This is a genomic window from Pseudomonas sp. S04 (assembly GCF_009834545.1).
GTDB lineage: Bacteria > Pseudomonadota > Gammaproteobacteria > Pseudomonadales > Pseudomonadaceae > Aquipseudomonas.
The window spans coordinates 4,613,501-4,639,677 of the sequence record NZ_CP019427.1 but is presented as its reverse complement, the minus strand read 5'-3'; the positions used below and the strand labels follow the sequence as shown (position 1 = coordinate 4,639,677).

The following is a 26,177-nucleotide window of genomic DNA, read 5'->3' as shown; positions in this document are numbered from 1 at the left end:
TCTTTTCATGACCAGCAGTCGTTTTTGCCCGGCGGTACTGATCGCCGCGCCAGCCTCCGGGCAGGGTAAGACCACCGTCACCGCGGCCCTGGCCCGTTTGCACCGCAATCAGGGGCGCAAGGTCCGGGTGTTCAAGTGCGGCCCGGATTTTCTCGACCCGATGATTCTCGAACGTGCCAGTGGCCAGCCGGTGTATCAGTTGGACATGTGGATGGTCGGCGAGCAGGAAAGTCGCCGTCTGTTGTGGGAAGCCGCCGCCGAGGCTGACCTGATCCTGATCGAAGGGGTCATGGGCTTGTTCGACGGTACCCCGTCCAGTGCCGACCTGGCGCGCCACTTCGGCGTGCCGGTGCTGGGGGTGATCGACGGCACCGCCATGGCCCAGACCTTTGGTGCACTGGCGTTGGGTCTGGCGCGTTATCAGCCGGACCTGCCATTTGCCGGCGTGCTGGCCAATCGGGTGGGCACCCTGCGCCACGCTCAGTTACTCGAAGGCAGCCTTACCGAGGGCTTGCGTTGGTATGGCGCATTGTCCCGGGAAACCGGGATTGAATTGCCGAGTCGGCACCTGGGCCTGGTACAAGCCAGTGAGCTGAACGACCTCGACCTGCGCCTCGATGCAGCCGCCGAGGCCTTGGGTAGCAGTTGCCAGGTGGCCTTGCCGCCCGCAGTGGAATTTGCCGCGCCCGACGTGATCCCAGCCGAGCCTTTGCTGGCCGGTGTGCGGATCGCCGTGGCCCGGGATGAAGCCTTTGCTTTCACCTATGGCGCGAGCCTGGACTTATTGCGTGCGATGGGCGCCGAGCTGCGGTTCTTCTCGCCGATCCGCGACAGCCAGTTGCCAGAGGCAGATAGCCTGTACCTGCCTGGTGGCTACCCGGAATTGCACCATGTGGCCTTGTCAGGCAACACCGCGATGCTCGATGCCATTCGTGGTCATCACGCCGCCGGCAAGCCGCTGCTCGCCGAATGCGGCGGCATGCTGTATCTGCTGGATTCCCTGACCGACGTGCAAGGCACGCGGGCCGAACTGGTGGGTTTGCTCAAAGGCGATGCGACGATGCAAAAACGTCTGGCGGCGCTGGCGCTGCAGGCGGTCGAGCTGCCGGAAGGCGCGTTGCGTGGGCACACCTATCACCATTCCCTGACCAGCACCGAGCTTGAGCCGATTGCGCGTGGACTGAGCCCGAACGGCGGGCGAGGAGCGGAGGCGGTTTATCGTGAGGGGCGGATGACGGCTTCTTATGTGCACTTTTATTTTCCGTCCAATCCCAGCGCTGTAGCCGCGTTGTTTGCGCCAGACCCGGTGGGAGCGAGCTTGCTCGCGAAGAGGCCATGAGCAATAACGCATTCTGCGAAGCCGAACGCGCAGCGGTTTACCGCGCCATCGCCGAGCGCCGTGACATGCGCCACTTCAGCGGTGGCACGGTGGAGCCTGAGCTGCTGCGTCGTTTGCTTGAAGCTGCGCATCAGGCGCCCAGTGTTGGCCTGATGCAGCCATGGCGCTTCATTCGCATCAGCGACCGGACCTTGCGCGGGCAGCTCCAGGCGCTGGTGGAGGAGGAGCGCATCCGCACCGCCGAAGCCCTCGGCGAGCGCAGCGATGAGTTCATGAAACTCAAGGTCGAAGGCATCAATGACTGCGCCGAAGTGCTGGTTGCCGCGTTGATGGACGATCGCGAACGGCATATTTTCGGCCGCCGTACCTTGCCGGAAATGGACATGGCGTCGTTGTCCTGTGCAATCCAGAACCTCTGGCTGGCCTCCCGTGCCGAGGGCCTGGGCATGGGCTGGGTTTCGCTGTTCGAGCCCCAGGCACTGGCCGATCTGTTGCAACTGCCGGCCGGAGCCAAGCCCGTGGCGATTCTCTGCCTGGGCCCGGTCAAGGCCTTTTACCCGGCGCCGATGCTGGCCCTTGAAGGCTGGGCGCACGTGCGTCCGCTGCATGAACTGCTGTACGAAAATGTCTGGGGAGTGAATCAATGAGTGTGGCGTTGTTGAGTGTCGCTGCCGTTGCGCTGGATGCGCTGCTGGGCGAACCCAAGCGCTGGCATCCGCTGGTGGCGTTCGGTCGATTTGCCGGGCGCATCGAGCAGCGTTTCAATTCTGCCGGGCGTGGCTGGCGCAGTCATGGAGTCACCGCGTGGGTGCTGGCCGTGGTGCCGCTGACCCTGCTGGCCACGGCGTTGTCCTGGCTACCTTACCTCGGCTGGATCGTCGAGATCCTGGCCCTGTATTGCGCCCTGGGCTTGCGCAGCCTGGGCGAACACGTCGAGCCGGTGGCCCAGGCGCTGCGCAGCGATGACCTGGACGAAGCGCGCACCCGTGTCAGTTACCTGGTCAGCCGCCAGACCAGTGAGCTGGACGCCACTGAAGTGGCTCGCGCGGCCACCGAGTCGGTCCTGGAAAATGGCAGCGACGCAGTGTTTGCCGCGCTGTTCTGGTTTGCCGTGGCCGGTGCGCCCGGGGTGGTGCTGTATCGCCTGAGCAATACCCTGGACGCCATGTGGGGCTATCGCAACGAACGTTTCGAGCGCTTCGGCTGGGCGGCGGCGAAAATCGACGACGTGCTCAACTACATTCCCGCACGCCTGGTGGCCCTGACCTACGCTGTGCTCGGCAAGACCCGGCTGGCCCTCAAGTGCTGGCGCACCCAGGGACCGACCTGGGACAGCCCGAATGCCGGCCCGGTGATGGCTGCCGGGGCTGGGGCGCTGGGCGTCGAGCTGGGCGGGGCGGCGATCTATCATGGCGAGCTGCACCAGCGTCCACCCTTGGGCGAAGGCGTGCCGGCGGACGCCAGCTCCATCGACCGTGGCTGGCAGTTGGTCCAGCGCGGGGTATGGTTATGGCTGTTGATCCTCTGTGTGGGGGCTGAGTTTTATGCTTGAACACGGTGGTCGCCTGCGCAAGGCGGCGTTGCACTATGGGATTGCCGAAGCCGACTGGCTCGACCTCTCCAGCGGGCTGGCGCCCTGGCCGTGGGAAATCCCGCCGATTCCCGCCAGGGCCTGGGCCCGCTTGCCGGAAACCGAGGACGGCCTGGAGCAGGCCGCCCGGCAATACTATGGCGCGACTCAGTTGCTGCCGGTCGCCGGTTCGCAGATGGCCATCCAGTTGCTGCCGCGTTTGCGGCGGGCCGGCAAGGTCGGCGTACTGTCGCCTTGTTACGCCGAACACGCCGAAGCCTGGCGGCGTAACGGCTACATCGTGCGCGAGGTGTTGGAGCAGGAGGTGGAATTTTTCATCGACAACCTCGACGTGCTGGTGGTGGTCAATCCCAACAATCCCACGGGCCTTAGCCTGACCCCGGAGCGCCTGCTCGACTGGCATGCCCGCTTGGCGCAGCGAGGCGGCTGGCTGGTGGTGGACGAAGCGTTCATGGACAACACCCCGCACCTGAGCCTGGCGTCTTTTGCCCATCAGGTCGGGCTGATCGTGTTGCGCTCCTTCGGCAAGTTCTTCGGCCTGGCCGGGGTGCGCCTGGGTTTTGTCCTGGCCGAACGGCGGCTGCTCAATCTGCTCGCCGAGCAGGTGGGCCCCTGGGCGGTTGCCGGGCCGACGCGGGTGCTGGGGCAGGCCTGCCTGCTCGACAGCGAAGGTCATCGCCGGCAACGCCAGCGTAGCGAAGAGGCGAGCGAACGCCTGGTCGAACTGCTGGAGCGCCATGGTTTCAAGCCTCAGGGCGGCTGCGCGCTGTTCCAGTGGTTGAGCACCGAACGGGCCGAGCACTTGTATGAATTCATGGCGCGCCAGGGCATTTTGCTGCGCCTGTTCAGCCACAACAGCAGCCTGCGCTTCGGCCTGCCAGCCGACGAAACCGACTGGTTGCGCCTGGAGCGGGCCTTTGTCGCCTACGCCAAGGAAACCCCATGCCAACGTTGATGGTTCAAGGCACCACGTCCGATGCCGGCAAAAGCACTCTGGTCACGGCGCTCTGTCGTTGGGCGACGCGCCAGGGAGTGGCGGTGGTGCCGTTCAAGCCGCAGAACATGGCACTCAACAGCGCTGTCACCGCCGACGGTGGCGAAATCGGTCGGGCCCAGGCGGTACAGGCCCAGGCCGCGAACCTCGAACCCCACACCGACATGAACCCGGTGCTGCTCAAGCCCAACAGCGATACCGGTGCCCAGGTGATCATTCACGGGCGCGCGGTGACCAGCATGAATGCCGTCGCCTACCACGACTACAAGGCCATCGCCATGCAGGCGGTGCTCGCCTCGCACCAACGCCTGAGCGCGGCCTATCCGCTGGTGATGGTGGAAGGGGCAGGCTCGCCGGCCGAGATCAACCTGCGGGCCGGCGACATCGCCAACATGGGGTTTGCCGAGGCCGTCGATTGCCCGGTGGTGTTGATTGCCGACATTAATCGTGGTGGCGTCTTCGCCCATCTGGTGGGCACCCTGGAGTTGCTCTCGGCCAGTGAGCAGGCGCGGGTCAAGGGCTTCATCATCAACCGTTTTCGCGGTGACATCGCCTTGCTGCAGCCGGGCCTGGACTGGCTGGAGGCGCGGACCGGCAAGCCGGTGATCGGAGTCTTGCCGTATGTCATGGACCTGCACCTGGAGGCCGAGGACGGCATCGACCAGCGCCAGGCCGACAAGGCCGAACAGGTGCTCAAGGTGGTGGTGCCGGTATTGCCGCGCATCAGCAACCACACTGATTTCGATCCACTGCGCCTGCACCCCCAGGTCGACCTGCAATTCGTCGGGCCGGGCCAGGCGATACCGCCTGCCGACCTGATCATCCTGCCGGGCTCCAAGAGCGTGCGCAGCGACCTTGCGTACCTGCGCGCCAATGGCTGGGACACCGCCATCGTCCGTCACCTGCGCTACGGCGGCAAGCTGCTGGGCATCTGCGGTGGCCTGCAAATGCTCGGCGCGCAGTTGCATGATCCGCTGGGCCTGGAAGGGGCCGCGGGCTCCAGTGCCGGGCTCGGCTTGCTGGCCTTCGACACGGTGCTTGAGGCCGAGAAGCAGCTGCGCAATGTGCGTGGCCGGCTGCTCCTGGAAAACGCCGAGGTCAGTGGTTATGAAATTCATGCCGGGGTCACCCGTGGCGAGGCCCTGGAGCAGCCCGCTGTATTACTCGACGATGGCCGCAGCGATGGCGCCCAGAGTGCCGATGGACAAGTCCTCGGGACTTACCTGCATGGCTTGTTCGAGTCCCCGGCGGCGTGCAGTGCACTGTTGCGCTGGGCCGGGCTTGCGGATGTGCAGGCAGTCGATTATCACGGCTTGCGCGAGCGCGATATCGAGCGCCTGGCGGACCTGGTGGAGAAGCATCTGGATACCGGGTTGTTGCGTGAGCTCTGTGGTTTGTAGGGTGACCTGTCTGGCCTCTTCGCGGGCAAGCCCGCTCCTACACAGAGCCGCCGACCCTGATACCGCTCATAGAAGGTTAAGACCATGCTGCAATTGATCCTCGGCGGTGCCCGTTCCGGCAAAAGCCGCCTGGCTGAAAAGCTCGCCGCCGACAGCTCCCTGGCGGTGACCTACATTGCCACCAGCCAGCCGCTGGACGGCGAAATGAATGCCCGGGTCGCCCATCACCGGGCACGCCGCCCGGCCGAGTGGGCCTTGATCGAGGAACCCCTGGCGCTGGCTCGGATACTGCGCGAAACCGCCAGTGCCGAGCGTTGCCTGTTGGTGGATTGCCTGACCCTGTGGCTGACCAACCTGCTGATGCTCGACAACCCCGAGCGTCTGGCCCAGGAGCGTGAAGCCCTGCTGGACTGCCTGGCGTCGTTGCCGGGAGAGGTGATTCTGGTCAGCAACGAAACCGGAATGGGGGTCGTGCCACTGGGCGAATTGACTCGCCGTTATGTCGATGAAGCCGGTTGGTTGCATCAAGCCCTGGCTGAGCGCTGTCAGCGTGTCGTGTTGACCGTCGCCGGCCTGCCCCTGACTTTGAAAGGTACTGCGTTATGACTCAATCCTGGTGGCTGAACCCGTGCAAGGCCGTTGATCGCCAAGCCCTGCAAGATGCAGAGCAGTTGCAGCAGCAACTGACCAAGCCGGCCGGTTCGCTGGGGCAGCTGGAAACGCTGGCGGTGCAGTTGGCGGGGTTGCAAGGCCGGCTCAAGCCGAGCGTGAACCAGTTGTGGATCGGGATTTTTGCCGGTGACCACGGGGTGGTGGCCGAAGGTGTCTCGGCCTTCCCCCAGGAAGTCACCGGGCAGATGTTGCGCAACTTCGTCAACGGCGGCGCGGCCATCAGCGTGCTGGCGCGCCAACTGCAAGCCCGGCTGGAGGTGGTCGACCTAGGCACCGTGACCCCGTCGCTGAATCTGCCGGGGGTGCGCCACCTGCACCTGGGCCCTGGCACCGCCAACTTCGCCCGTGGCCCGGCGATGACTCCGGCCCAAGGCGCACAAGCCTTGCAAGCCGGGCGCGACACGGTGTTGCGAGCCCTGGCCGAAGGCGCGGAGCTGTTCATCGGCGGCGAGATGGGCATTGGCAATACCACTGCGGCCAGTGCCTTGGCCTGTGCCTTGCTGGATTGCCCGGTGGCCCACCTCACCGGCCCGGGCACTGGCTTGGACACGGCGGGCGTCAGCCACAAGACCCAGGTCATCGAACGCGCCCTGGCCTTGCACGCGGCGCAGCGAGGTGATCCGTTGCAAACCCTGTTCAACCTCGGCGGCTTTGAAATCGCCGCGCTGGTCGGTGCTTACCTGGCCTGTGCCCAAGAGGGGCTGGCGGTGCTGGTGGACGGCTTTATCTGCAGCGTTGCGGCCCTGATTGCCGTGCGCCTCAATCCTGCGTGTCGCGAGTGGCTGCTGTTCGGCCATCGCGGGGCGGAGCCGGGTCACCGGTATGTCCTGCAAGCGTTGAATGCGCAACCGCTGCTCGAACTCGGCTTGCGCCTGGGCGAGGGCAGTGGTGCGGCGCTGGCGGTGCCCTTGTTGCGCCTGGCCTGCGACCTGCACGGACAGATGGCGACCTTTGCCGAGGCGGCGGTTGCCGATCGCCCGGCATGACCTTGCACCTGGACCTGCTACGCCACGGTGAAACCGAACTGGGTGGCGGCCTGCGAGGCAGTCTGGATGACACGCTGACGCCGCTGGGTTGGCAGCAGATGCGCGACGCCGTCGTAGGCGCTGGCCCCTGGGACCGCCTGGTGAGTTCGCCCCTGCAACGCTGTGCGCGGTTTGCCGAGGAACTGGGCGCGCAACTGGGCCTGCCGGTAAGCCTGGAGCAGGACCTGCAAGAGCTGCATTTTGGCGCCTGGGAGGGGCGCAGCGCGGCGGCGTTGATGGAGACTGACGCTGATGCCCTTGGCCGGTTCTGGTCGGACCCTTATGGTTTTACCCCGCCCGAGGGCGAGCCAGTCAGCGACTTCTCGGCGCGGGTGTTGGCGGCGGTGCAGCGCTTGCACCAGGCCTATGCCGGTGAGCGGGTGTTGCTGGTCAGTCATGGCGGTGTCATGCGCCTGCTACTGGCGCGCGCGCGCGGGCTGCCGCGCGAGCAGTTGCTGAACGTCGAAGTCGGCCACGGCGGGCTGTTTTTCCTGCGGGTCGAGGCTGACGCCATGCTTCGGGAAGAGGCGTAGACATGTTGCCAATGTGGATCGCCCTGCAATTTCTCAGCAGCCTGCCGATTCGCCTGCCGGGCATGCCGTCACCTCAGGAGCTGGGGCGCTCGCTGCTGTTTTATCCGCTGGTGGGCCTGTTGTTTGGTGGGCTGTTGTGGGGCCTGAACGGACTATTGGGGGGCGCGCCGGCGCTGTTGCACGCGGCCATCCTGCTGACGGTCTGGGTGGTGCTCAGTGGCGGCTTGCACCTGGACGGCCTGGCCGACAGTGCTGATGCCTGGCTCGGTGGTTTTGGTGACCGCGAACGCACCCTGACCATCATGAAAGACCCGCGCAGCGGACCGATTGCCGTGGTCACCCTGGTGCTGGTGCTGCTACTCAAGTTCGCCGCCTTGCTGGCACTGATCGAACAGCAGGCCACGGTCGCGCTGATCCTCGCGCCACTGCTCGGGCGCACGGCCTTGCTCGGCTTGTTCCTGACGACGCCTTATGTGCGGGCGGGGGGGCTGGGGCAGGCATTGGCTGACCACTTGCCACGCCAGGCCGGCCGGCGGGTGCTGCTGCTCAGTGCGCTGGCCTGTGTACTGATCGCGGGCTGGGGTGGAGTGATTGCGCTGGTGGTGGCGGTCGGGGTGTTCGCCGGCGTGCGTCATTTGATGATGCGCCGCCTTGGCGGGACAACCGGGGATACGGCGGGGGCGTTGCTGGAATTGCTGGAAGTGGCGGTGCTGATGGCTTTGGCGCTGGTTTGAGGGGAGGCGAAAATCGTAAGCAAAGCTTGCATAAAGTTAAACGCGGGTATATACACGCACCATGCTAGCCTCTCAGTGTTTATGCACCAACCTGCGTCGCGCCGCCCGTGGCGTCAGCAGGCATTACGACGGCGCCCTCGACGGCTTCGGGATCAACGTTGCCCAGTATTCTTTGCTGTGCAATCTGCAGCGCCTGGATCAGCCGAGTATTTCCACCCTGGCCGAGGCCATGGGGCTGGATCGCAGTACTCTGGGGCGTAACCTGCGGGTGTTGGAAGGTGAGGGGCTGGTGCGGATGGTCGAGGGTGAAGACCAGCGCAACCGCATCGTGCAATTGACCGAGGCCGGGCGTGAGCGCCTGGCGGCGGCCTTGCCGGCCTGGGAGGCGGCGCAACAACGTTTGATCGATCGGTTGGGCGCCGAGAAGCGCGCAACATTGCTGGCCTTGCTGGACGAACTCGCATGAAGCGGGTTTTTTCGAGTTTAAGCGGGTATATACCCGCGATTGGAGAATAACAATGACATCGATGTGGCGTACCAGCGGTTGGATTTTACTCGGGAGTGCGCTGATTCTGGCGTTGTCCCTCGGCGTGCGGCATGGCTTCGGTCTGTTCCTGCCGCCGATGAGTGAGCAGTTCGGCTGGGGGCGTGAAGTGTTCGCCTTCGCCATCGCCTTGCAGAATCTGATCTGGGGCCTGGCGCAGCCCTTTACCGGCGCGCTGGCCGATCGCTTCGGCGCCGCGAAAGTGGTGCTGGTGGGAGGTGTCTTGTATGCGGTGGGCCTGGTGTTCATGGGGCTGTCCGACTCGCCCCTGTCACTGTCGCTGAGCGCCGGCCTGTTGATTGGTATCGGCCTGTCCGGGACGTCTTTTTCGGTGATTCTCGGCGTGGTTGGGCGGGCCTTGCCGGCGGAGAAACGCAGCATGGGCATGGGGGTCGCCAGTGCTGCCGGCTCCTTCGGCCAGTTCGCCATGTTGCCCGGCACCCTGGGCCTGATCGGCTGGCTCGGCTGGTCCAGCGCGCTGCTGGTGCTGGGCGTGCTGGTGGCGCTGATTGTGCCGCTGGTGAGCATGCTCAAGGACAAGCCGCTGCCAGTGCTGGGCCATGAGCAGACGCTGAAGGAGGCCCTGCGCGAGGCCTGTTCGCACTCCGGCTTCTGGCTGCTGGCGTTCGGCTTTTTTGTCTGTGGTTTCCAGGTGGTGTTCATCGGTGTGCACTTGCCGGCCTACCTGGTGGATCAGCATCTTCCGGCCACCGTCGGCACCACGGTGCTGGCCTTGATTGGCCTGTTCAATATCTTCGGCACCTACACCGCCGGTTGGCTCGGCGGGCGGATGTCCAAGCCGCGCCTGCTGACCGGCCTGTACCTGCTGCGCGCGGTGGTGATCGGGCTGTTTCTGTGGATGCCCGTCACCCAGACCAGCGCCTACCTGTTCGGCATGGCCATGGGCTTCCTCTGGCTGTCGACGGTGCCTTTGACCAACGGTACGGTGGCGACCCTGTTCGGTGTGCGAAATCTCTCTATGCTGGGAGGTATCGTCTTCCTCTTTCACCAATTGGGCTCGTTCCTCGGTGGCTGGTTGGGCGGGGTGGTGTATGACCGAACAGGAAACTACGACTTGATCTGGCAAGTGGCGATTCTCCTCAGCTTGTTGGCGGCTGCCTTGAACTGGCCTGTGCGTGAGCGTCCGGTGGCGCGCCTGCAAGCCCAGGCGAGCGCGGCATGAGGTGGATCGCCTTGAGGCTGGTGGCGACGGCGGTTGTCGCGCTGCTGCTGGCGCTGGCCTGGTGGGGCTGGCATCAGGGCGGCCTGGCCATGATGCAGCTGGGACTGGGAGCTTGCTAAATAGCCACTTGCCATCATTCGTGCAGGGCGAGTAACGTCGCCCTCTGACGATTTCTCGAGGACACCCGATATGCTGATGCGCTGGCTAGCTGTTCCCGCTCTGCTGTTGCTGGTCGCAGGCCCGGCGTTGGCCGCTGAGTGCCCGGCACTGCTGTCGGGCTCATTGCCCAAGCTGCATGCCAAGGAATCCATTGAGCTGTGCCAGCGTTTTGCCGGCAAACCGCTGGTGGTGGTCAATACCGCCAGCTTCTGTGGTTTCGCTCCGCAGTTCAAAGGCCTTGAGGCGTTGTACCAGCGCTACAAGGAGCAGGGGCTGGAAGTGCTTGGCGTGCCGTCCAATGATTTCAAGCAGGAGTCCGCGGATGGCGCGGAGACGGCCAAGGTCTGCTACGTCAATTATGGCGTGACCTTCACCATGACCGAGCCGCAGAAAGTTCGCGGTGCCAGCGCCATCCATCTGTTCAAGGTGCTTGCCGAGCAAAGCAGTTCGCCGAAGTGGAATTTCTACAAGTACGTGGTGGACCGCCAGGGCAAGGTGATTGCCAACTTCTCCAGCCTGACCAAACCCGAAAGCCCGGAATTCATCGCGGCGGTGGAGCAGGCCCTGGCCTCGAAACCCTGAATGCCAGCCATTAAAAAGCCCCGCCTCTGAACCAGAGAGCGGGGCTTTTTGCTGTTCAGCAAGCGCGCCATTCAGGCGCGCCGTGAATCAGAAGCGGTAGGTCGCGCCCACACCAAAGCCGTTTGCCCAGTTTTCATACTTGGCGTTGTAGCTCTGGCCACGATCGTTCTGATTGTTGACCTTGACGGCTTCTTCCTTGAGGTAGGAGTAGGCCATGTCGATGGTCAGGTCTTCCGTTGGGCTCCAGCCGGCGCCCAGGCTGAAGATGGTACGGTCGCCAGTCGGGATGCGTGGGGAGCGATCGACGTTGTTGGTCGGGGCCTGGTCAAACGACAGGCCGGTACGCAGTACCCACTGTTTGTTCAGCTTGTACGAAGCACCGACGGCGTGCGCCCAGGTGTCATGCCAGTTCTGCTCTTCGGTGATTTCACCGAACTGCGAGCCCAGCACGCCAGGTACACCCTTGTTCTCTACGGTGATTTCTTTCAGGCGGCTCCAGCGGGTCCAGGTGCTGCCTGCGTACAGGGTCCACTGGTCGTCCAGAGCGTGGGTCACCGAGAAGTCCACGGACTCAGGGGTGGTCAGGTCCAGGGACGCGTCGTACTTCTGGTCCTTGCTCTGGCCAGCCAGCGGCAGCAGGCCGTAGTTGACCTTGGTGTTGCCTTCGAGCTTGTACTTCACTTTCGAGTGGTAGGTCAGGCCGACGCGGGTGCTGTCGGTCAACTGGGCCAGGATCCCGATGTTGTAGCCCAGGGCGGTATCGTCGCCCTTGATGCGCACGTGGCCATCGGGAGCAGCCTGGGTAATCGACAGGTCGGATTCCAGCTTGCCTTGGATACGGTTGATGGTCGGACCAAAACCGATGGAGACCTTGTCATTGAATGCGTAGGAAACAGTTGGCTGCAGGGTCACGACTTTAACGTCGCTCTTGCTGCCGAAGTATTTGCCGGCAAAACCGTTCTCGTAGTCGGTGACCAGGCCAAATGGCGCGTACATGCCAACGCCGACGGCCCATTGGTCATCGATCGGCTTGACGTAGTAGCCCATGGGAACGGCAATGAACGGAACCATGTCGCCCTGGTTGGTGCCATTGTTAGGGCTGGAGGTGGCATTGCTGATGTCAGTGTGGGCATCGAGCATGGCGACCCCGCCAGTGACTTGTTCGCGCTTGAGGCGCGCCATGCCGGCAGGGTTACCGAAAACTGTGCTTGCATCATCGGCGACAGAAGAACGCCCGGCGAAACCAGTACCCATCCCACTGATGCTTTGTTCGTTGATGGCAAAGCCAGCTGCGAAGATCTGGGTGGATGCCAAGGTAACGGCGAGGCTAAGGGTGGTTTTGAGCATGACTTTTTTCATTATTAGAACTCCGGGTGATCACCGGGGCGAAAATTACCAACATTTTCGACTCAGCGCTATAGCCGGTAATGCTTGAGATAGAGCGGTTTTGTAGGACAATCCGACCATAATCGCGGGGTTTTCACCGATCTTGCAAATTGCCCGGTCAGCAGGCGACCTGATTCATCGGTGAAACACAGTCGCGCCATGCACAAGTGAAGTCGCGCAGGCGTCCTTGGGGTTGGAAGGTCTGGCGCCAGATTCGGGCCATTCCCAACAGGTCGTCGGGTTCGGGCAGCGGGGTGTTTTGCTCTTCGATCAGCAGCCAGGCAATGGCCGTGGCATAACGCAGATTGACCGTCAGTTCCAGGTGCGGACCACTGAGAAAGGCATGCTGGCTGGCGAGGCCGCGCACCAGGCTGGCACGTTCCGGATCCAGGGCCAGGTAGTCATCCCACAGGGCCTGGTGGCGAAGCTCGGCAATCCGGTACAGGCCGTGGCCACGGCGGTCATGCAGGGCGGAGCCGAGGGCTGACTGGCTGGCGGCGACACCCAGCAGCAGGGATTCGGCAGTCGTGCTATGTCGTCCCAGGTAAATCAGGGTAGGACGGATCACAAAACGGCACAGTTCGCTGGCAGCGATACCCATAAGGCCCTCGAAACATTAAGTGAGCGGCGATACCTGAATGGGGGGCTTGGCAGCGGTAGGTCGACTCAGGCTCGCCGGAAGCGGATCATGCCGCTTGAGTTGAAGTGTAGTGTCATATTCTTGCTGTAAAGGACTGTTTTTAAAATATTTCCAGCTCGCAGTTATAACCGTTATATCGGTTGGTGCTTAAGCCAGGGTGGGGCGATGGGAAATATCAGGCAATAAAAAGCCCCGCATTTTCAGCGGGGCTCTTGTGGTGTTCAGCCTTTCTCGCGTCTCAGGCAACCAGTGCCTGGCGAGTACGCTCGATCACGGCCTGCAGCGGCTCGGCGCTGGAGTACTGGTCGGGATACAGGCGTTCGCTGTGACGAGCGATCCCGTGTTCGTTGACCAGCGTGAAGCTGAAGCAGCCTTTGCGAGCGGCCATGATCAGGCAGTTCATTGGGGCAAAAGCGTTGGTTAGGGTGCGAATGGCATCCTGAGTATGGATTTGAGTCGACATAATTATTGGTGTTCCTGCAAATGACACGGAATCTGATCCGTGCAGCGTTAAAACGTTCCAGTAACGTCGATCACCATTGATCGAACGAAGAACCCGACTGGAACAAAGCAGCCAGTTGAAGCGCTATTAAATGTGCGCGCTTGGGCCGGCAGGTAGGTACTTAGGAGGGCAGGCAACACATCAAGGGCAAAGGTTCTGGGCCCGGGGTGAAGATCCTGATCAATTTGCAGGTTGGTTCGGTCAGAGTAAGTGAGCTTCGCAACACCCTTTGCATTCGATTCAAAGGCTGTGTTGTCGCAAGCGTTACCTGGAAACCATCGAGGTGGTCGATCCCGTGATGTCGGTAGAAGCTTCTCTTTAGGGAAGGTATACCGCGGGAGGTGTTCGACCAGAATTGACTTTCAGCTTGGTACTAACGCTGCGGATACTAACGGATTGAAATGCTTAAGGGAAGTGTGTTAGGCAAAAAACATTTGCTTACGTTTGCTGGGTTGTTACCTCTGCTTGGCAAAACGCACGCAAAAAGTGCGGTGATATAACCAGTGCACAGGTACTTGTGCACAATAGCCGGGCAGGGTGTCACCCCGCCGACATTTCCCCACTGGGTACAGTGGGTGCCTGTAGTGAAAATTTAAGTCAATGAAAAACATCGCTTTTTTTTACTGGTGAAAAAATCGTCAGTTTGAGCGGGAGCCCCATTCCACAGGGCTTCTGGCGAGTTCGGGGCGGGTTGTCCACTGAGTTATCCACAGCTTCTGTGGATTGTCCCGAGCGCTTGCTCTAGGACGGGCGTGCTGGGTTTTTTTCGGCTTTACCCGTACGAAAAAAGGAGTAAAGTGGCGCGCCTTCCGATCTGTCCCACAGTGCTTTATGAAGTTTCGCTCAGTATCAACTTCTGTTACCTCCCCACCCTCAGGTGTTACCGCCCCCAAGCGCATGTCAATGCGAGTGGCCGAGTGGCTGCTTGACAGTCCCCGCCTGGGCGATAACCCCAACGTCAAACATTTTGCCGGGCGTTTGCTCAAGGCACCTGCCCGTGAAGGGGTGGTGGCCGCGCAAAGTCGCCTGGGTCAATTGATGTGCCGCGAATGTGGCAATGCCCGCGACCGCCGCATTGGCCAGGACCTGCTGCGCCAGGCTGCACGTGCCGGTGACCGGCGGGCCCTGCGCGAGCTCGGGCAGATCGAAGACTGAGCTGTCCAAGCCCGGGCGGCTTGGTTAACCTTCGGGCTTTAATTCTTCGGCAGGAGTCGTCATGGCTATGGACTTGACCAGTGTGTTGCTCGGTCTGGCGGGCGCTGGGTTGCCGTTGTTGTTTCTGGCGTGGCAACTGCAGCGGCGCTTGAGCCTGGCACAGGCCGACCGGGCGCTGCTGGAAGAGCGCCTGGGTACCGCCCAGTTGGCCCAGGACGGCCTGAGCGCGCAACTGGACGCCTGCCGCGATGAAATCAGCGACCTGGGACAAGCCAACGCCAGCAAGCAAGCCGAACTGGCGGCTGTGCGCCGGGAAGTCGAACTGCTGCAGATAGAGCGCGACAACGCCCGTGACGCGGCCCATGCCTGGAACCTCGAGCGCAACAGCAAAGAGACCGAGCTGCGGCGCCTGGACGCCCAGGCCGCTTCGCTGAATGCCGAATTGCGTGAGCAACAGGACAGCCATCAGCAACGCCTCAACGACCTGCAAGGTTCGCGCGATGAGCTGCGCGCGCAGTTCGCCGAGTTGGCGGGGAAGATCTTCGATGAGCGCGAGCAGCGCTTTGCCGAGACCAGCCAGCAGCGCCTGGGCCAGTTGCTCGACCCGCTGAAGGAGCGCATTCAATCCTTCGAAAAGCGCGTCGAGGAAAGTTATCAGGCCGAGGCGCGCGAGCGTTTCTCCCTGGGCAAGGAGCTGGAGCGCCTGCAACAACTGAACCTGCGCCTGAGTGACGAGGCCACCAATCTCACCCGAGCCCTCAAGGGCCAGAAAACCCAGGGCAACTGGGGCGAGTTGATTCTGGAGCGGGTGCTGGAGCATGCGGGCCTGGAGAAGGGTCGCGAGTACCAGACCCAGGTCAATCTCAAGGGCCCGGATGGCGAGCGTTTCCAGCCGGACGTGTTGATCTACCTGCCGGGCGACAGGCAAGTGGTGGTCGACTCCAAGGTTAGCCTCACGGCCTATCAACAGTACGTGGCTGCCGAGGATGCGGCGCTCGGCCAGGCGGCTCTCAAGCAGCATGTGCAATCCTTGCGCAACCACGTCAAAGGCTTGTCCGACAAGGATTACAAACGCCTGGAAGGCCTGCACAGCCTCGACTTCGTATTGTTGTTCGTGCCCATCGAAGCAGCCTTTTCGGCTGCGCTGCAGGCGGAGCCGAACCTGTTTCAAGAGGCCTTTGATCGGCACATCGTGATCGTCAGCCCGACCACCCTGCTGGCGACCCTGCGGGTGATCGACAGCCTGTGGAAGCAGGAGCGCCAGAGCCAGAACGCCCGGGAAATCGCCGAACGTGCGGGTTGGTTGTACGACAAGTTCGTGTTGTTCATCCAGGACCTGGACGAAGTCGGCAATCGCCTGCAGCAGTTGGATAAAGCCTACAGCGCAGCCCGCAACAAGCTGACCGAGGGCCGTGGCAACCTGGTCAGCCGCAGCGAGCAGCTCAAGCTGCTCGGCGCACGGGCCAGCAAGAGCCTGCCAGCAGACTTGCTGGAGCGGGCGATGACCGATGTTGATGGCTTGGCTGAATTGCCCGAGTAACCCTAGTCGTCCCCGGCGCTGTCGGTCGCAGCCTCGCGTTGCTCGACAGCTGCTACGGGTTCGTCGCCCGGGTGATGGTCAAAGCGGCAAATGCCGACTCAACAAGGCTCGCAAGGCCGCCGGTTTCACTGGTTTGGCCAGGTAATCCAGCCCCGCGGCATGCACTTGGGCGACCATCTCGGGGCGGCCGTCGGCGCTGATCACCACGCCTGGCACCGGCTCACCCAGGCGGGTGCGCAGCCAGGCCATCAGTTGAGTCCCGGTTTCGCCGTCATCGAGGTGGTAGTCCACCAGTGCCAGTTGCGGGCGCATGCCGTCGTTGAGCAGGTTCGCGCATTCCTCGCGGTTACGCGCGGTGTACACCTGGCAGCCCCAGCGCGTGAGCAGGCTATTCATGCCGATCAGGATGCTGTCTTCGTTATCCACGCACAGCACCTGCGCGCCCGTGGGCAGGCGGCCGTTGAGCTCGGCGACTTTGTCGGGCGCGCTGGCCTGGGCGCGGGCCAGCGGCACGCTGACGCTGAACACGCTGCCTTTGCCCGGCCATGAGCGTACTTGCAGTTGATGGCCGAGTACCCGGCACAAGCCGTCGGCAATCGCCAGGCCCAGGCCCAGGCCTTTCTCGGCGCGGGTCTGGTGGCTGTCCAGGCGCTTGAACTCTTCGAAGATCACCTGGCGCTTGTCTTCCGGGATCCCCGGGCCACGGTCCCAGACTTCCAGGCACAGTTGGTCGCCCTTGCGGCGCACCCCCAGCAGCACCGGGCCCTTGGCGTAGCGGAAGGCATTGGTGAGGAAATTCTGCAGCACCCGGCGCAGCAGTTTGCTGTCGCTGTCGACCCGCAGGCGGCTGCCGCGCAAGCGGAATTTCAAGCCTTGCTCGCGGGCCAGGGCCTTGAATTCAGCGCCCAGGGTGTCGAACAGTTCGTTGAGCACGAAGGGTTGGCGATCCGGGTTGATCTTGCCGTTTTCCAGGCGCGAGATGTCCAGCAGATCGCTGATCAGGTCTTCGGCCGAGCGCAGCGAACTGTCCAGGTGATGCACCAGTTGCTGGGTTTCCGGGCTCAGGTCTTCGTCGCGGTGGGACAGGGCGGCGGAGAACAGGCGCGCGGCATTCAACGGCTGCATCAAGTCATGGCTGACCGCCGCGAGGAAACGGGTCTTCGACTGGTTGGCTGACTCGGCCGTGCCCTTGGCTTCGGTCAGGGCGACGTTCAGTTGCGACAGTTCGTGGGTCCGCTCGGTGACGCGGCGCTCCAGGCCTTCGTTGGCCTCGGTCAGCGCCTGTTCGGCTTCGCGGAATGCGGTGATGTCGGTGAAACTCATGACAAAACCACCGCCCGGCATCGGGTTGCCGATCAACTCGATCACCCGGCCGTTGGGGAACAGTCGCTCGGAGGTGTGGGCGCGACCCTGGCGCATCCAGTGCAGGCGGCGGGCCACGTGCACTTCCGCTTCGCCGGGGCCACACAGGCCGCGCTCGGCATTGTGGCGAATGATGTCGGCAATCGGCCGGCCGACGCTGATCAAGCCGTCAGGATAGTTGAACAGTTCCAGGTAGCGGCGGTTCCAGGCCACCAGCTTGAGCGACTGGTCGACCACGCTGATGCCCTGGGTGATGTTTTCGATCGCGCCTTGCAGCAGTGCGCGGTTGAACTGCAGCACTTCCGAGGCTTCGTCGGCGATGCGTACCACGTCTTCGAGCTGCATTTCCCGGCCTTCAATCGCGGCTTTCACCACGGCGCGGGTCGATGAAGCCCCCAGGACACCGGCGAGCAACCGCTCGGTGTGGGCGATCCATTCACCGTCGGCATTCTGGTTCGGGTTGAAGCCTTTGCCCTGGCGATAGGCGAAGCGGATGAAGCTCTGCCGCGCCCGCTCTTCGCCGACGAAGCGGGCCGCCAGTTGCAGCAGGTCGTCGATCTGCACCGCGAGCAGCGAGCGACCACTGGGCCGCGCGCTGATCTCCTGGCCGATGAAGCGCCCGGCTTGCCAGTGTTCCGAGACCCGGGTGCGGGACAGCACCGAGACCCAGGCAAACAGGGTGAAGTTACCCGCCAGTGACAGCACCACACCCTGGGTCAGCGGGGTGATCGGCAGGTTCAGCGGGTTGCTGTGCAGCCAGCCGAGACCGGGGAAGGTGCTCAGCGACCAGCCCATGCTGTGGGCGGCAATCGGCAGGATCAGCGTGTAGAACCACAGGAAGGTGCCCGCGGCGAGGCCGGCGAATACGCCGCGGCGGTTGGCCTGTTTCCAGTACAGCGCGCCAAGCATCGCGGGGGCCAGTTGGGTGACCGCGGCAAAGGCGATCTGGCCGATGGTGGCCAGGCTAGCGGTCGAGCCAAGCAGGCGATAGGCGACATAGGCCAGCAGCAGAATCACCACGATGCTCACGCGGCGGACCGAGAGCATCCAGTGGCGGAACACTTCGAACGGGCGCTCGGCGTTTTTGCGCCGCAGCAGCCACGGCAGCAGCATGTCGTTGGAAACCATGGTCGACAGCGCGACACTGGCGACGATCACCATGCCGGTGGCGGCCGAGGCACCGCCGATGAATGCCAGCAGCGCCAGGGCCGGATGGGCCTGGGCCAATGGCAGGCTGATGACGAAAGAGTCTGGCAGCACGGAACTGGGCAGCAGCATTTGCCCGGCCAGGGCAATCGGCACCACGAACAACGCGGCCAGCGCCAGGTAGGCGGGGAATACCCATTTCGCCAGGCGCAGGTCCTGGGGTTCGATGTTCTCCACCACCGTGACGTGAAACTGCCGGGGCAGGCAGATGATCGCCATCATCGCCACACCGGTCTGCACCACCATCGACGGCCAGTTGATGGTTTCCTTCCAGTATTGCTCCAGGCGCGGGGCGAGCATGGCCTGGTCGAACAGGTCATCGAAACCGTCGTACAGGCCGTAGGTGACAAATGCGCCGACGGCAAGAAAAGCGAACAGCTTGACCAGCGACTCAAAGGCAATCGCCAGCACCATGCCCCGGTGGTGCTCGGTGGCATCCAGGTTGCGGGTGCCAAAGACGATGGTGAACAGCGCCAGGATCAACGACACGATCAGCGCCGTGTCCTGGGCGCGGGTGCCCATGGCGTCGGCACCGGCGCCGATCAGCAGGTTGACTCCCAGGACGATACCTTTGAGCTGCAAGGCAATGTAAGGCAACACGCCGACCAGGCAGATCAGCGCCACCACCACCGCCAGCGACTGGGATTTGCCGTAGCGGGCGGCGATGAAGTCGGCAATCGAGGTGATGTTCTCCTGCTTGCTGATCATCACCATCTTTTGCAGGACCCAAGGCGCGAACACCAGCAACAGGATCGGCCCCAGGTAAATCGGCAGGAACGACCAGAGCTGTTCGGCGGCCTGGCCTACCGCACCAAAGAAGGTCCAGCTGGTGCAATAGACGGCCAGCGACAGGCTGTACACCCAGGCGCGCATGCGCGGCGGCAGCGGCGTGCTGCGGCGATCGCCATAAAAGGCGATGGCGAACATGATGGCCATATAGGCCAGGGCGACGGCGGCGATCAGCCCGCTGGACAACGACATGGAAACTCCTGGCAAAAGACCCCCGGGACTGCAGTCCGGTCGAACAGTCTCGCACGATGTTCAGGCGGCGTCAGTGTCGACCAAGGTCTCAGCGTGGCGGGGTGTCGCAGGGCGATCTTGAGCGAGCCGAGCCTGAGCAGGGCATTTGCGTTAGCCTAGGCCATCAATCAGTACTGACCCCAAGGATTGCCCCCACCCATGAAGATCATCCGCAGCAAAGCGTTTACCGGCGAGCGTGCCTGGGCGGCGCTGGATATCGCCAACATGAATGGCATCACCACCCGCCTGCACTGGACGGATCAGCCATACAAATGGCACGTCAACGATGGTCAGGAAGTGTTTGTAGTGCTCGATGGACAGGTGCAGATGCGCTACCGCGAGAACGGTGTCGAGCAAGCCGTTGTGCTGGAGGTCGGGGACATTTTCTACGCCGCGGTGGGGACCGAGCACGTGGCGCATCCACAGGGCCCGGCGCGGGTGCTGGTGATCGAATCCGAGGGCAGTGTGTAGAGCGCATATCTGCAAAATAGATAACAGTTAGAGATATTACCCGTTATATAGATATTCGATCTGCTTCTATCATGGGCTCTACCTCATCAGGGGACAGGAGCTCAGCATGCAATGCGCCAATAGCAGCAAAATTCTCAACCGGCCCTTGAGCCAGTTACAGCACCCGCGCGAAGTGATTCGCCAGTTCACGCCCAACTGGTTCGCCGCCACCATGGGCACCGGGGTGCTGGCATTGGCCTTGGCCCAGTTGCCGCTGGCAATCCCCGGACTGCGGGTGTTCGCCGAAGGCCTGTGGCTGTTCAATATTGGTCTGTTTGTGTTGTTCAGCGTGCTGTATGCCGCGCGCTGGGTGTTGTTCTTCGATGAGGCGCGGAGGATTTTCGCCCACTCCACGGTGTCGATGTTTTTCGGCACCATTCCCATGGGCCTGGCCACCATCATTAATGGTTTCCTGGTGTTTGGCGTGCCGCGGTGGGGACAGGATGTGGTCCAGGTGGCCGAGGTCCTGTGGTGGCTGGACGTCGCCATGTCGCTGGCCTGCGGCGTGCTGATCCCGTACATGATGTTCACGCGGCAGGAGCACAGCATCGACCAGATGACCGCGGTGTGGTTGTTGCCGGTGGTGGCGGCGGAAGTGGCTGCAGCCAGCGGGGGCCTGCTGGCCCCGCACCTGGCGGACGCCCATGGGCAACTGGTGATGCTCTGCACCAGCTACGTGCTGTGGGCGTTCTCGTTGCCAGTGGCGTTCAGCATCCTGACCATCCTGTTGTTGCGTATGGCCTTGCACAAGTTGCCCCACGAGAACATGGCGGCGTCGAGTTGGCTGGCGCTGGGGCCGATTGGCACCGGAGCGCTGGGCATGTTGCTACTGGGCGGTGACGGGCCGGTGATCTTCGCGGCTAATGGCCTGCCGGGAGTCGGTGAAGTGGCGGCGGGGCTGGGGCTGATCGGCGGCATCACCCTGTGGGGGTTTGGCCTGTGGTGGATGCTGATGGCGGTGCTGATTACCCTGCGCTACTTGCGCGACGGCATTCCCTTCAACCTCGGTTGGTGGGGCTTTACCTTCCCGCTGGGCGTTTATTCGCTGGCCACCTTGAAGCTGGCCAGCACCCTGGGCCTGGCCTTCTTCAGCCTGTTCGGTTCGGTGCTGGTGGTGCTGCTGGCGAGCCTGTGGCTGATCGTCGCCAAACGTACGGTGCAGGGAGCATGGCGCGGTGAGTTGTTTGTCTCGCCGTGCATCGCCGGATTGAAGAAATAGTTTTAAGGTTGTGGCCTGGATCGCTGAGCGACATTCCAATAAGAGCATCCAAGCCACTCAGGGACATGGAAGATGAGTCAACCTTCGCAGTTCACCTTGCTTCGCAAGCGGCGCTTCCTACCGTTTTTTCTTACGCAATCGCTCGGGGCGTTCAACGACAACATCTTCAAGCAGTCGTTGATCCTCGCCATTCTGTACAAGCTGGCCATTGAGGGCGACCGCTCGATCTGGGTCAACCTGTGCGCGTTGCTGTTTATCCTGCCGTTCTTTCTGTTTTCGGCGCTGGCCGGACAGTTCGGGGAAAAGTTCGCCAAGGACGCGTTGATCCGTCTGATCAAGCTGGGGGAAATCGCCATTATGGCGGTAGGCGCGGTCGGCTTCATGTTCAATCACCTATGGCTGATGCTGCTGGCGTTGTTTGCCATGGGCACTCACTCGGCGTTGTTCGGTCCGGTGAAGTATTCGATTTTGCCCCAGGCGCTGCGCGAAGAAGAATTGGTCGGCGGTAATGGCCTGGTGGAAATGGGCACCTTCCTGGCGATCCTCGCCGGGACCATCGGTGCCGGGATCATGATGTCCTCCAGTCACTACGCGCCCATTGTCTCCACGGCGATCATCGCCATCGCAGTGCTCGGTTACCTGGCCAGTCGTGGCATTCCCCGCGCAGCCGCCTCCACGCCTGGGCTGCGGCTGAACTGGAATATCTTCAATGAGTCCTGGGCCACCTTGCGCCTGGGCCTGGGGCAGACACCAGCGGTGTCGCGCTCGATTGTCGGCAACTCATGGTTCTGGTTCGTCGGAGCGATTTACCTGACGCAGATCCCGGCATACGCCAAGGAGTGGATGCACGGCGACGAAACCGTGGTGACCCTGATCCTCACGGTGTTTTCGGTGGGGATTGCCCTGGGCTCGATGCTCTGCGAGAAACTCTCCGGGCGTAAAGTCGAGATCGGCCTGGTGCCCTTTGGCTCCTTCGGCCTGACGGTGTTCGGCCTGCTGCTGTGGTGGCACTCGGGCGGTATCCCGGACAGCGTCGAAGGCCATGGCTGGCTCGAAGTGCTCGGCTTCGCCCATACCTGGCTGGTGCTCCTGGACATCCTCGGGCTGGGGGTGTTTGGTGGTTTCTACATCGTGCCGCTGTATGCATTGATCCAGTCGCGCACCGCCGAACACGAGCGGGCGCGGGTGATAGCTGCCAACAACATCCTCAATGCGCTGTTCATGGTGGTGTCGGCGATTGTCACCATTGTCTTGCTGAGCCTGGCCAAGTTGACGATTCCCCAGTTGTTCCTGGTGGTGTCGCTGCTCAATATCGGGGTCAACACCTACATCTTCCGCATTGTCCCCGAGTTCAGCATGCGCTTCATGATCTGGCTGCTCAGCCATTCCATGTACCGCGTCCAGCACCGGAACCTGGAGCTGATTCCCGATGAGGGTGCGGCGCTTTTGGTGTGCAATCACGTATCGTTTGTCGACGCCTTGCTGATTGGCGGCGCGGTGCGTCGGCCGATTCGCTTCGTGATGTACTACAAGATCTACAACCTGCCGGTATTGAACTTCATCTTCCGCACTGCCGGGACGATTCCCATCGCCGGGCGCCAGGAAGACATCCAGATCTACGAAAGGGCCTTCAGCCGCATCGCCCAGTATCTGAAGGACGGCGAACTGGTGTGCATCTTCCCGGAAGGCAAGCTGACCGCTGACGGTGAGATCGATGAGTTCAAGGGCGGGCTGACGCGGATTCTCGAACAGACTCCGGTGCCGGTGATTCCCTTGGCCCTGCAAGGGTTGTGGGGCAGCTTTTTCAGCCGCGACCCAAACAAGGGTTTTTTCCATCGGCTATGGTCGCGGGTGACCCTGGTGGCAGGCCCGCCGGTAGCCGCCGAGGCGGCAGCGCCGGCGCAGTTGCAGGCACGGGTCAGCGAGTTGCGGGGGACGGTGCGCTAGGAAGTGCACAGATAAAAAACGCCCGCGTAATGCGGGCGTTTTTTATTCAGTTGATCAGGCCGCGCTGATTTTCAGCCCGACCAGTCCGGCAATGATCAGCGCAACGCTGGCCAGGCGGAACAGCGCCATGGATTCACCAAACAGAATGATCCCGGCGATGACTGTGCCCACTGCGCCTACACCCGTCCAGATCGCGTAGGCGGTGCCCAGCGGCAACTCCTTCATCGCCAGCCCGAGCAAGCCGAGACTGATGGCCATGGCGACGATTGTCAGGGCGGTGGGCAGGGGGCGGCTGAAGCCGTCGGTGTATTTCAGGCCAACGGCCCAGCCGACTTCAAACAGACCGGCGAAAAACAGAATGATCCAGGACATGCAAACCTCCATCGATTGACGGGGCCGTCCCCAGATTAATGACTCGATCGAGCCGCGAGGTCGTCCTCGCGTTGCGCAGTATAGTGCCCATCATTAGTCCGGGGATCAAGCTCCCACGTCAGTCAGCCGCTTGTTGTGCCGCCAGTTCCCGGTCCTGTTTCTCACTCATGCGCCGGAAGTAGGTCGAGAGCAGGGCGCCGGAAATATTGTGCCAGACGCTGAACAGGGCGCTGGGCACCGCCGCCAGCGGCGAGAAGTGCGCGCTGGCCAGTGCCGCCCCGAGCCCCGAGTTCTGCATACCGACTTCCAGGGCGAGGGTTTTACGTTGCGCCAGTGGCAATTTGAACAGGTGGCCGGTGAGGTAGCCCAGCAGATAGCCGAAGCTGTTATGCAGCATCACTACCGCCATGATCAGCAGGCCGGATTCGGCAATTTTCGCCTGGCTGGCGGCGACTACTGCGGCTACGATGATGACGATGCTCACCACCGAAATCAGTGGCAAGACCTCGACCGCATAACGCGCCCGTGCACCCAGCACGCGCTGTGCGATCACGCCGAGAACGATAGGCAGCAGGACGATTTGCAGGATCGACCAGAACAACTCCATGAACGAGACAGGCAGCCAGGCCGAAGCCAGCAACCAGATCAGCGTCGGGGTCAGCAGTGGGGCAAGCAGTGTGGTGATGGCGGAGATGGCTACCGCGAGTGCGAGGTCGCCCCGGGCCAACCAGGTCATGACGTTGGAGGAGGTGCCACTTGGGCAGCAACCCACCAGGATTACCCCGACGGCGATTTCCGGCGGCAGGCTGAATACCTGGCAGAGCAACCAGGCCATTCCCGGCATGATCACGAACTGCGCGACCACACCCAACGCCACGCGCCACGGATGACGTGCGACTTCGGCGAAGTCTTCGAGTTTGAGGGTCAGGCCCATGCCGAACATCACCAGCCCCAGCAGCGGCACGATGAAGCTTTTCAGGTCGATGAACCAAGACGGTTGCAGGAATGCCACGACCGCAAAAATCAGTACCCAGTAAGCAAAGGTGTTGCCGACAAAACGACTCAGTGCTGCCAATGCGCGCATGACCTGTTCCTTATTATTAGTTACACCATACAAACACTTGTAGGAGCGAGCTTGCTCGCGATGGTGTATCAGACATCACTCATTTACCTGACACACCATCGCGAGCAAGCTCGCTCCTACAAGAGAGATCGCCAGGCTTTAGATGCCCTGCGGAATCTCTTCGCCGCCCAGCGCTTCCACCAGTGCCGGGAGGAATTCGCCGAAGGTCAGCATCATCAGGGTGAAGCTGGCGTCCAGTTGGCCCAGGGCTTCGTCGCCACCGTCCTGTTCCGCCTGGTCTTGCAACAGGTCTTCGAACTTCAGGCGCTTGACCACCATCTTGTCGTCGAGGACAAACGACAGTTTGTCTTGCCAGGCCAGGGACAGCTGGGTCACCACTTTACCGGTGCTCAGGTGCAGCTGGATTTCTTCGCTGGTCAGGTCCTGGCGTTTGCAGCGCACGATGCCGCCGTCTTCGTGGGTGTCGCGCAGTTCGCACTCGTCCAGCACAAAGAAGTCGTCCGCGGCTTTCTGGGTAGTGACCCATTCGGTCATGGTTGCGGTCGGCGACATTTTCACTGTCAGCGGACGCACCGGCAGGGTGCCGATCACTTCACGCAGGGTCGACAGCAGGTCTTCGGCACGTTTCGGGCTGGCCGAGTTGACGAGGATCAGGCCCTGCTTCGGCGCGATGGCAGCGAAGGTCGACGAGCGGCGGATAAAAGCGCGCGGCAGGAACGCCTGGATGATTTCATCCTTGAGCTGATCGCGTTCCTTCTTATAGACCTTGCGCATTTGCTCGGCTTCGATCTCTTCGACCTTTTCCTTGAGCGCGTCACGCACGACGCTGCCTGGCAGGATGCGCTCTTCCTTGCGTGCGCTGATCAGCAGGAAGTCACCGCTGACATGTACCAATGGTGCATCTTCGCCTTTGCCGAACGGCGCGACGAAACCGTAGGTGGTCAACTCCTGGCTTGCACATGGACGCGCCAGCTTGGTGGCCAGTGCAGTTTCCAACGCCTCGGCATCAACAGGCAGATCTTGGGTCAGGCGATAGATAAGCAGGTTTTTGAACCACATGGGGTGAGTCTCTCCTTTATACAAAGGGGGGCATTATTCTCCGCGCAGCTCAATAGGCCAACCCTTCGCTAAGCCTTTGGAAGGCCTGAAAAAATTATTTAAAAAAGTGCTTGCCAGAGGTGGGGTCGCTCCGTAGAATGCGCGCCACACCGAAGCGAAGGGTGATTAGCTCAGCTGGGAGAGCGTCTGCCTTACAAGCAGAATGTCGGCGGTTCGATCCCGTCATCACCCACCATTCGTTTTCAGTGTTATGCGCAGCGGTAGTTCAGTCGGTTAGAATACCGGCCTGTCACGCCGGGGGTCGCGGGTTCGAGTCCCGTCCGCTGCGCCATATTCGGTAACCTGGATCGCTGAACGCCAGGTCACCACGGAAAAGCCCGCTTAGGCGGGTTTTTTTCTGTCCGAAGTTCCTGCAGGAA

25 protein-coding genes and 2 tRNA genes are annotated in these 26,177 nt (G+C 62.3%); 20 read left to right on the top strand and 7 right to left on the bottom strand.

Annotation, left to right across the window (positions count from 1 at the left end; translation table 11 throughout):
- Positions 1 to 7: 7 nt before the first annotated feature.
- From PspS04_RS20535 to PspS04_RS20480, 13 genes are all read left to right on the top strand, one after another.
- Positions 8 to 1,339, top strand: a complete 1,332-nt coding sequence (locus tag PspS04_RS20535) for a cobyrinate a,c-diamide synthase (RefSeq protein WP_095170336.1) — start codon at positions 8 to 10, stop codon at positions 1,337 to 1,339.
- Positions 1,336 to 1,986, top strand: coding sequence for a 5,6-dimethylbenzimidazole synthase (gene bluB, locus PspS04_RS20530; protein ID WP_095170335.1), 651 nt, complete (start codon positions 1,336 to 1,338; stop codon positions 1,984 to 1,986). Before PspS04_RS20535 ends, bluB begins: the two co-directional genes overlap by 4 nt.
- Positions 1,983 to 2,891, top strand: a complete 909-nt coding sequence (cbiB, locus tag PspS04_RS20525) for an adenosylcobinamide-phosphate synthase CbiB (protein ID WP_095170334.1) — start codon at positions 1,983 to 1,985, stop codon at positions 2,889 to 2,891. Before bluB ends, cbiB begins: the two co-directional genes overlap by 4 nt.
- Entirely contained in the window at positions 2,884 to 3,885 is a 1,002-nt protein-coding gene (gene cobD / locus PspS04_RS20520) for a threonine-phosphate decarboxylase CobD (protein ID WP_095170333.1), read from the top strand. Before cbiB ends, cobD begins: the two co-directional genes overlap by 8 nt.
- The gene (locus PspS04_RS20515) at positions 3,873 to 5,324 is read left to right on the top strand and encodes a cobyric acid synthase (protein WP_159997470.1); all 1,452 of its coding nucleotides are present in this window, start codon (positions 3,873 to 3,875) and stop codon (positions 5,322 to 5,324) included. The genes cobD and PspS04_RS20515 overlap by 13 nt, the downstream gene beginning before the upstream one ends.
- Positions 5,325 to 5,408: 84 nt before the next feature.
- Positions 5,409 to 5,930: a bifunctional adenosylcobinamide kinase/adenosylcobinamide-phosphate guanylyltransferase gene (gene cobU / locus PspS04_RS20510; RefSeq protein WP_159997468.1), complete on the top strand. Its 522-nt coding sequence runs from the start codon at positions 5,409 to 5,411 to the stop codon at positions 5,928 to 5,930.
- On the top strand, positions 5,927 to 6,982 hold the full coding sequence (cobT, locus tag PspS04_RS20505) for a nicotinate-nucleotide--dimethylbenzimidazole phosphoribosyltransferase (protein ID WP_159997466.1): 1,056 nt from the start codon (positions 5,927 to 5,929) through the stop codon (positions 6,980 to 6,982). Before cobU ends, cobT begins: the two co-directional genes overlap by 4 nt.
- On the top strand, positions 6,979 to 7,554 hold the full coding sequence (gene cobC / locus PspS04_RS20500) for an alpha-ribazole phosphatase family protein (protein WP_159997464.1): 576 nt from the start codon (positions 6,979 to 6,981) through the stop codon (positions 7,552 to 7,554). The genes cobT and cobC overlap by 4 nt, the downstream gene beginning before the upstream one ends.
- 2 nt (positions 7,555 to 7,556) lie before the next feature.
- Complete coding sequence (locus tag PspS04_RS20495) at positions 7,557 to 8,288, top strand: adenosylcobinamide-GDP ribazoletransferase (protein ID WP_159997462.1); 732 nt, start codon at positions 7,557 to 7,559, stop codon at positions 8,286 to 8,288.
- 61 nt (positions 8,289 to 8,349) lie between these two features.
- Positions 8,350 to 8,754 (top strand): MarR family winged helix-turn-helix transcriptional regulator, encoded by a 405-nt coding sequence (locus PspS04_RS20490; RefSeq protein WP_095170327.1) that lies wholly within the window; start codon positions 8,350 to 8,352, stop codon positions 8,752 to 8,754.
- Between the two features lie 61 nt (positions 8,755 to 8,815).
- Complete coding sequence (locus tag PspS04_RS20485; RefSeq protein ID WP_162530236.1) at positions 8,816 to 10,015, top strand: MFS transporter; 1,200 nt, start codon at positions 8,816 to 8,818, stop codon at positions 10,013 to 10,015.
- The gene (locus PspS04_RS27945) at positions 10,012 to 10,134 is read left to right on the top strand and encodes a hypothetical protein (RefSeq protein ID WP_256585528.1); all 123 of its coding nucleotides are present in this window, start codon (positions 10,012 to 10,014) and stop codon (positions 10,132 to 10,134) included. Before PspS04_RS20485 ends, PspS04_RS27945 begins: the two co-directional genes overlap by 4 nt.
- A 70-nt stretch (positions 10,135 to 10,204) precedes the next feature.
- Complete coding sequence (locus PspS04_RS20480; RefSeq protein ID WP_159997460.1) at positions 10,205 to 10,756, top strand: glutathione peroxidase; 552 nt, start codon at positions 10,205 to 10,207, stop codon at positions 10,754 to 10,756.
- 87 nt (positions 10,757 to 10,843) lie between these two features.
- Here PspS04_RS20480 and PspS04_RS20475 read toward each other — a convergent pair whose 3' ends face one another.
- The 3 genes from PspS04_RS20475 to PspS04_RS20465 form a co-directional block, all read right to left on the bottom strand.
- Complete coding sequence (locus tag PspS04_RS20475; protein WP_159997458.1) at positions 10,844 to 12,115, bottom strand: OmpP1/FadL family transporter; 1,272 nt, start codon at positions 12,113 to 12,115, stop codon at positions 10,844 to 10,846.
- Between the two features lie 145 nt (positions 12,116 to 12,260).
- On the bottom strand, positions 12,261 to 12,743 hold the full coding sequence (locus PspS04_RS20470; protein ID WP_095170323.1) for a hypothetical protein: 483 nt from the start codon (positions 12,741 to 12,743) through the stop codon (positions 12,261 to 12,263).
- A gap of 277 nt (positions 12,744 to 13,020) precedes the next feature.
- Positions 13,021 to 13,245: a hypothetical protein gene (locus tag PspS04_RS20465; RefSeq protein ID WP_007898912.1), complete on the bottom strand. Its 225-nt coding sequence runs from the start codon at positions 13,243 to 13,245 to the stop codon at positions 13,021 to 13,023.
- A gap of 870 nt (positions 13,246 to 14,115) precedes the next feature.
- Here PspS04_RS20465 and PspS04_RS20460 point away from each other — a divergent pair.
- The gene (locus PspS04_RS20460) at positions 14,116 to 14,439 is read left to right on the top strand and encodes a hypothetical protein (protein WP_095170322.1); all 324 of its coding nucleotides are present in this window, start codon (positions 14,116 to 14,118) and stop codon (positions 14,437 to 14,439) included.
- A 175-nt stretch (positions 14,440 to 14,614) separates the two neighbouring features.
- Positions 14,615 to 15,979, top strand: a complete 1,365-nt coding sequence (gene rmuC / locus PspS04_RS20455; protein ID WP_162530235.1) for a DNA recombination protein RmuC — start codon at positions 14,615 to 14,617, stop codon at positions 15,977 to 15,979.
- A 78-nt stretch (positions 15,980 to 16,057) separates the two neighbouring features.
- Here rmuC and PspS04_RS20450 read toward each other — a convergent pair whose 3' ends face one another.
- On the bottom strand, positions 16,058 to 19,528 hold the full coding sequence (locus PspS04_RS20450) for a hybrid sensor histidine kinase/response regulator (RefSeq protein WP_159997456.1): 3,471 nt from the start codon (positions 19,526 to 19,528) through the stop codon (positions 16,058 to 16,060).
- A 198-nt stretch (positions 19,529 to 19,726) separates the two neighbouring features.
- Here PspS04_RS20450 and PspS04_RS20445 point away from each other — a divergent pair, with 198 nt between their 5' ends.
- The 3 genes from PspS04_RS20445 to PspS04_RS20435 all read left to right on the top strand — a co-directional run bounded on the left by PspS04_RS20445 (position 19,727) and on the right by PspS04_RS20435 (position 23,243).
- Positions 19,727 to 20,038 carry a cupin domain-containing protein gene (locus PspS04_RS20445; protein ID WP_095170319.1) on the top strand — a complete coding sequence of 104 codons (312 nt, stop codon included), beginning with the start codon at positions 19,727 to 19,729 and terminating at the stop codon, positions 20,036 to 20,038.
- 106 nt (positions 20,039 to 20,144) lie between these two features.
- Positions 20,145 to 21,296, top strand: a complete 1,152-nt coding sequence (locus PspS04_RS20440) for a TDT family transporter (protein ID WP_159997454.1) — start codon at positions 20,145 to 20,147, stop codon at positions 21,294 to 21,296.
- A gap of 72 nt (positions 21,297 to 21,368) precedes the next feature.
- Positions 21,369 to 23,243 carry an MFS transporter gene (locus PspS04_RS20435; protein ID WP_159997452.1) on the top strand — a complete coding sequence of 625 codons (1,875 nt, stop codon included), beginning with the start codon at positions 21,369 to 21,371 and terminating at the stop codon, positions 23,241 to 23,243.
- A 54-nt stretch (positions 23,244 to 23,297) separates the two neighbouring features.
- Here PspS04_RS20435 and sugE read toward each other — a convergent pair whose 3' ends face one another.
- The 3 genes from sugE to rdgC form a co-directional block, all read right to left on the bottom strand.
- Positions 23,298 to 23,615: a quaternary ammonium compound efflux SMR transporter SugE gene (sugE, locus tag PspS04_RS20430; RefSeq protein ID WP_027620002.1), complete on the bottom strand. Its 318-nt coding sequence runs from the start codon at positions 23,613 to 23,615 to the stop codon at positions 23,298 to 23,300.
- Between the two features lie 118 nt (positions 23,616 to 23,733).
- Positions 23,734 to 24,699, bottom strand: a complete 966-nt coding sequence (locus PspS04_RS20425) for a bile acid:sodium symporter family protein (protein ID WP_159997450.1) — start codon at positions 24,697 to 24,699, stop codon at positions 23,734 to 23,736.
- 138 nt (positions 24,700 to 24,837) lie between these two features.
- The gene (gene rdgC / locus PspS04_RS20420; RefSeq protein ID WP_095170314.1) at positions 24,838 to 25,758 is read right to left on the bottom strand and encodes a recombination-associated protein RdgC; all 921 of its coding nucleotides are present in this window, start codon (positions 25,756 to 25,758) and stop codon (positions 24,838 to 24,840) included.
- 159 nt (positions 25,759 to 25,917) lie between these two features.
- Here rdgC and PspS04_RS20415 point away from each other — a divergent pair.
- Together PspS04_RS20415 and PspS04_RS20410 are read left to right on the top strand one after the other, a co-directional pair.
- Positions 25,918 to 25,993, top strand: a tRNA-Val gene (locus PspS04_RS20415).
- 19 nt (positions 25,994 to 26,012) lie between these two features.
- A tRNA-Asp gene (locus PspS04_RS20410) sits at positions 26,013 to 26,089 on the top strand.
- Positions 26,090 to 26,177: the final 88 nt, after the last annotated feature.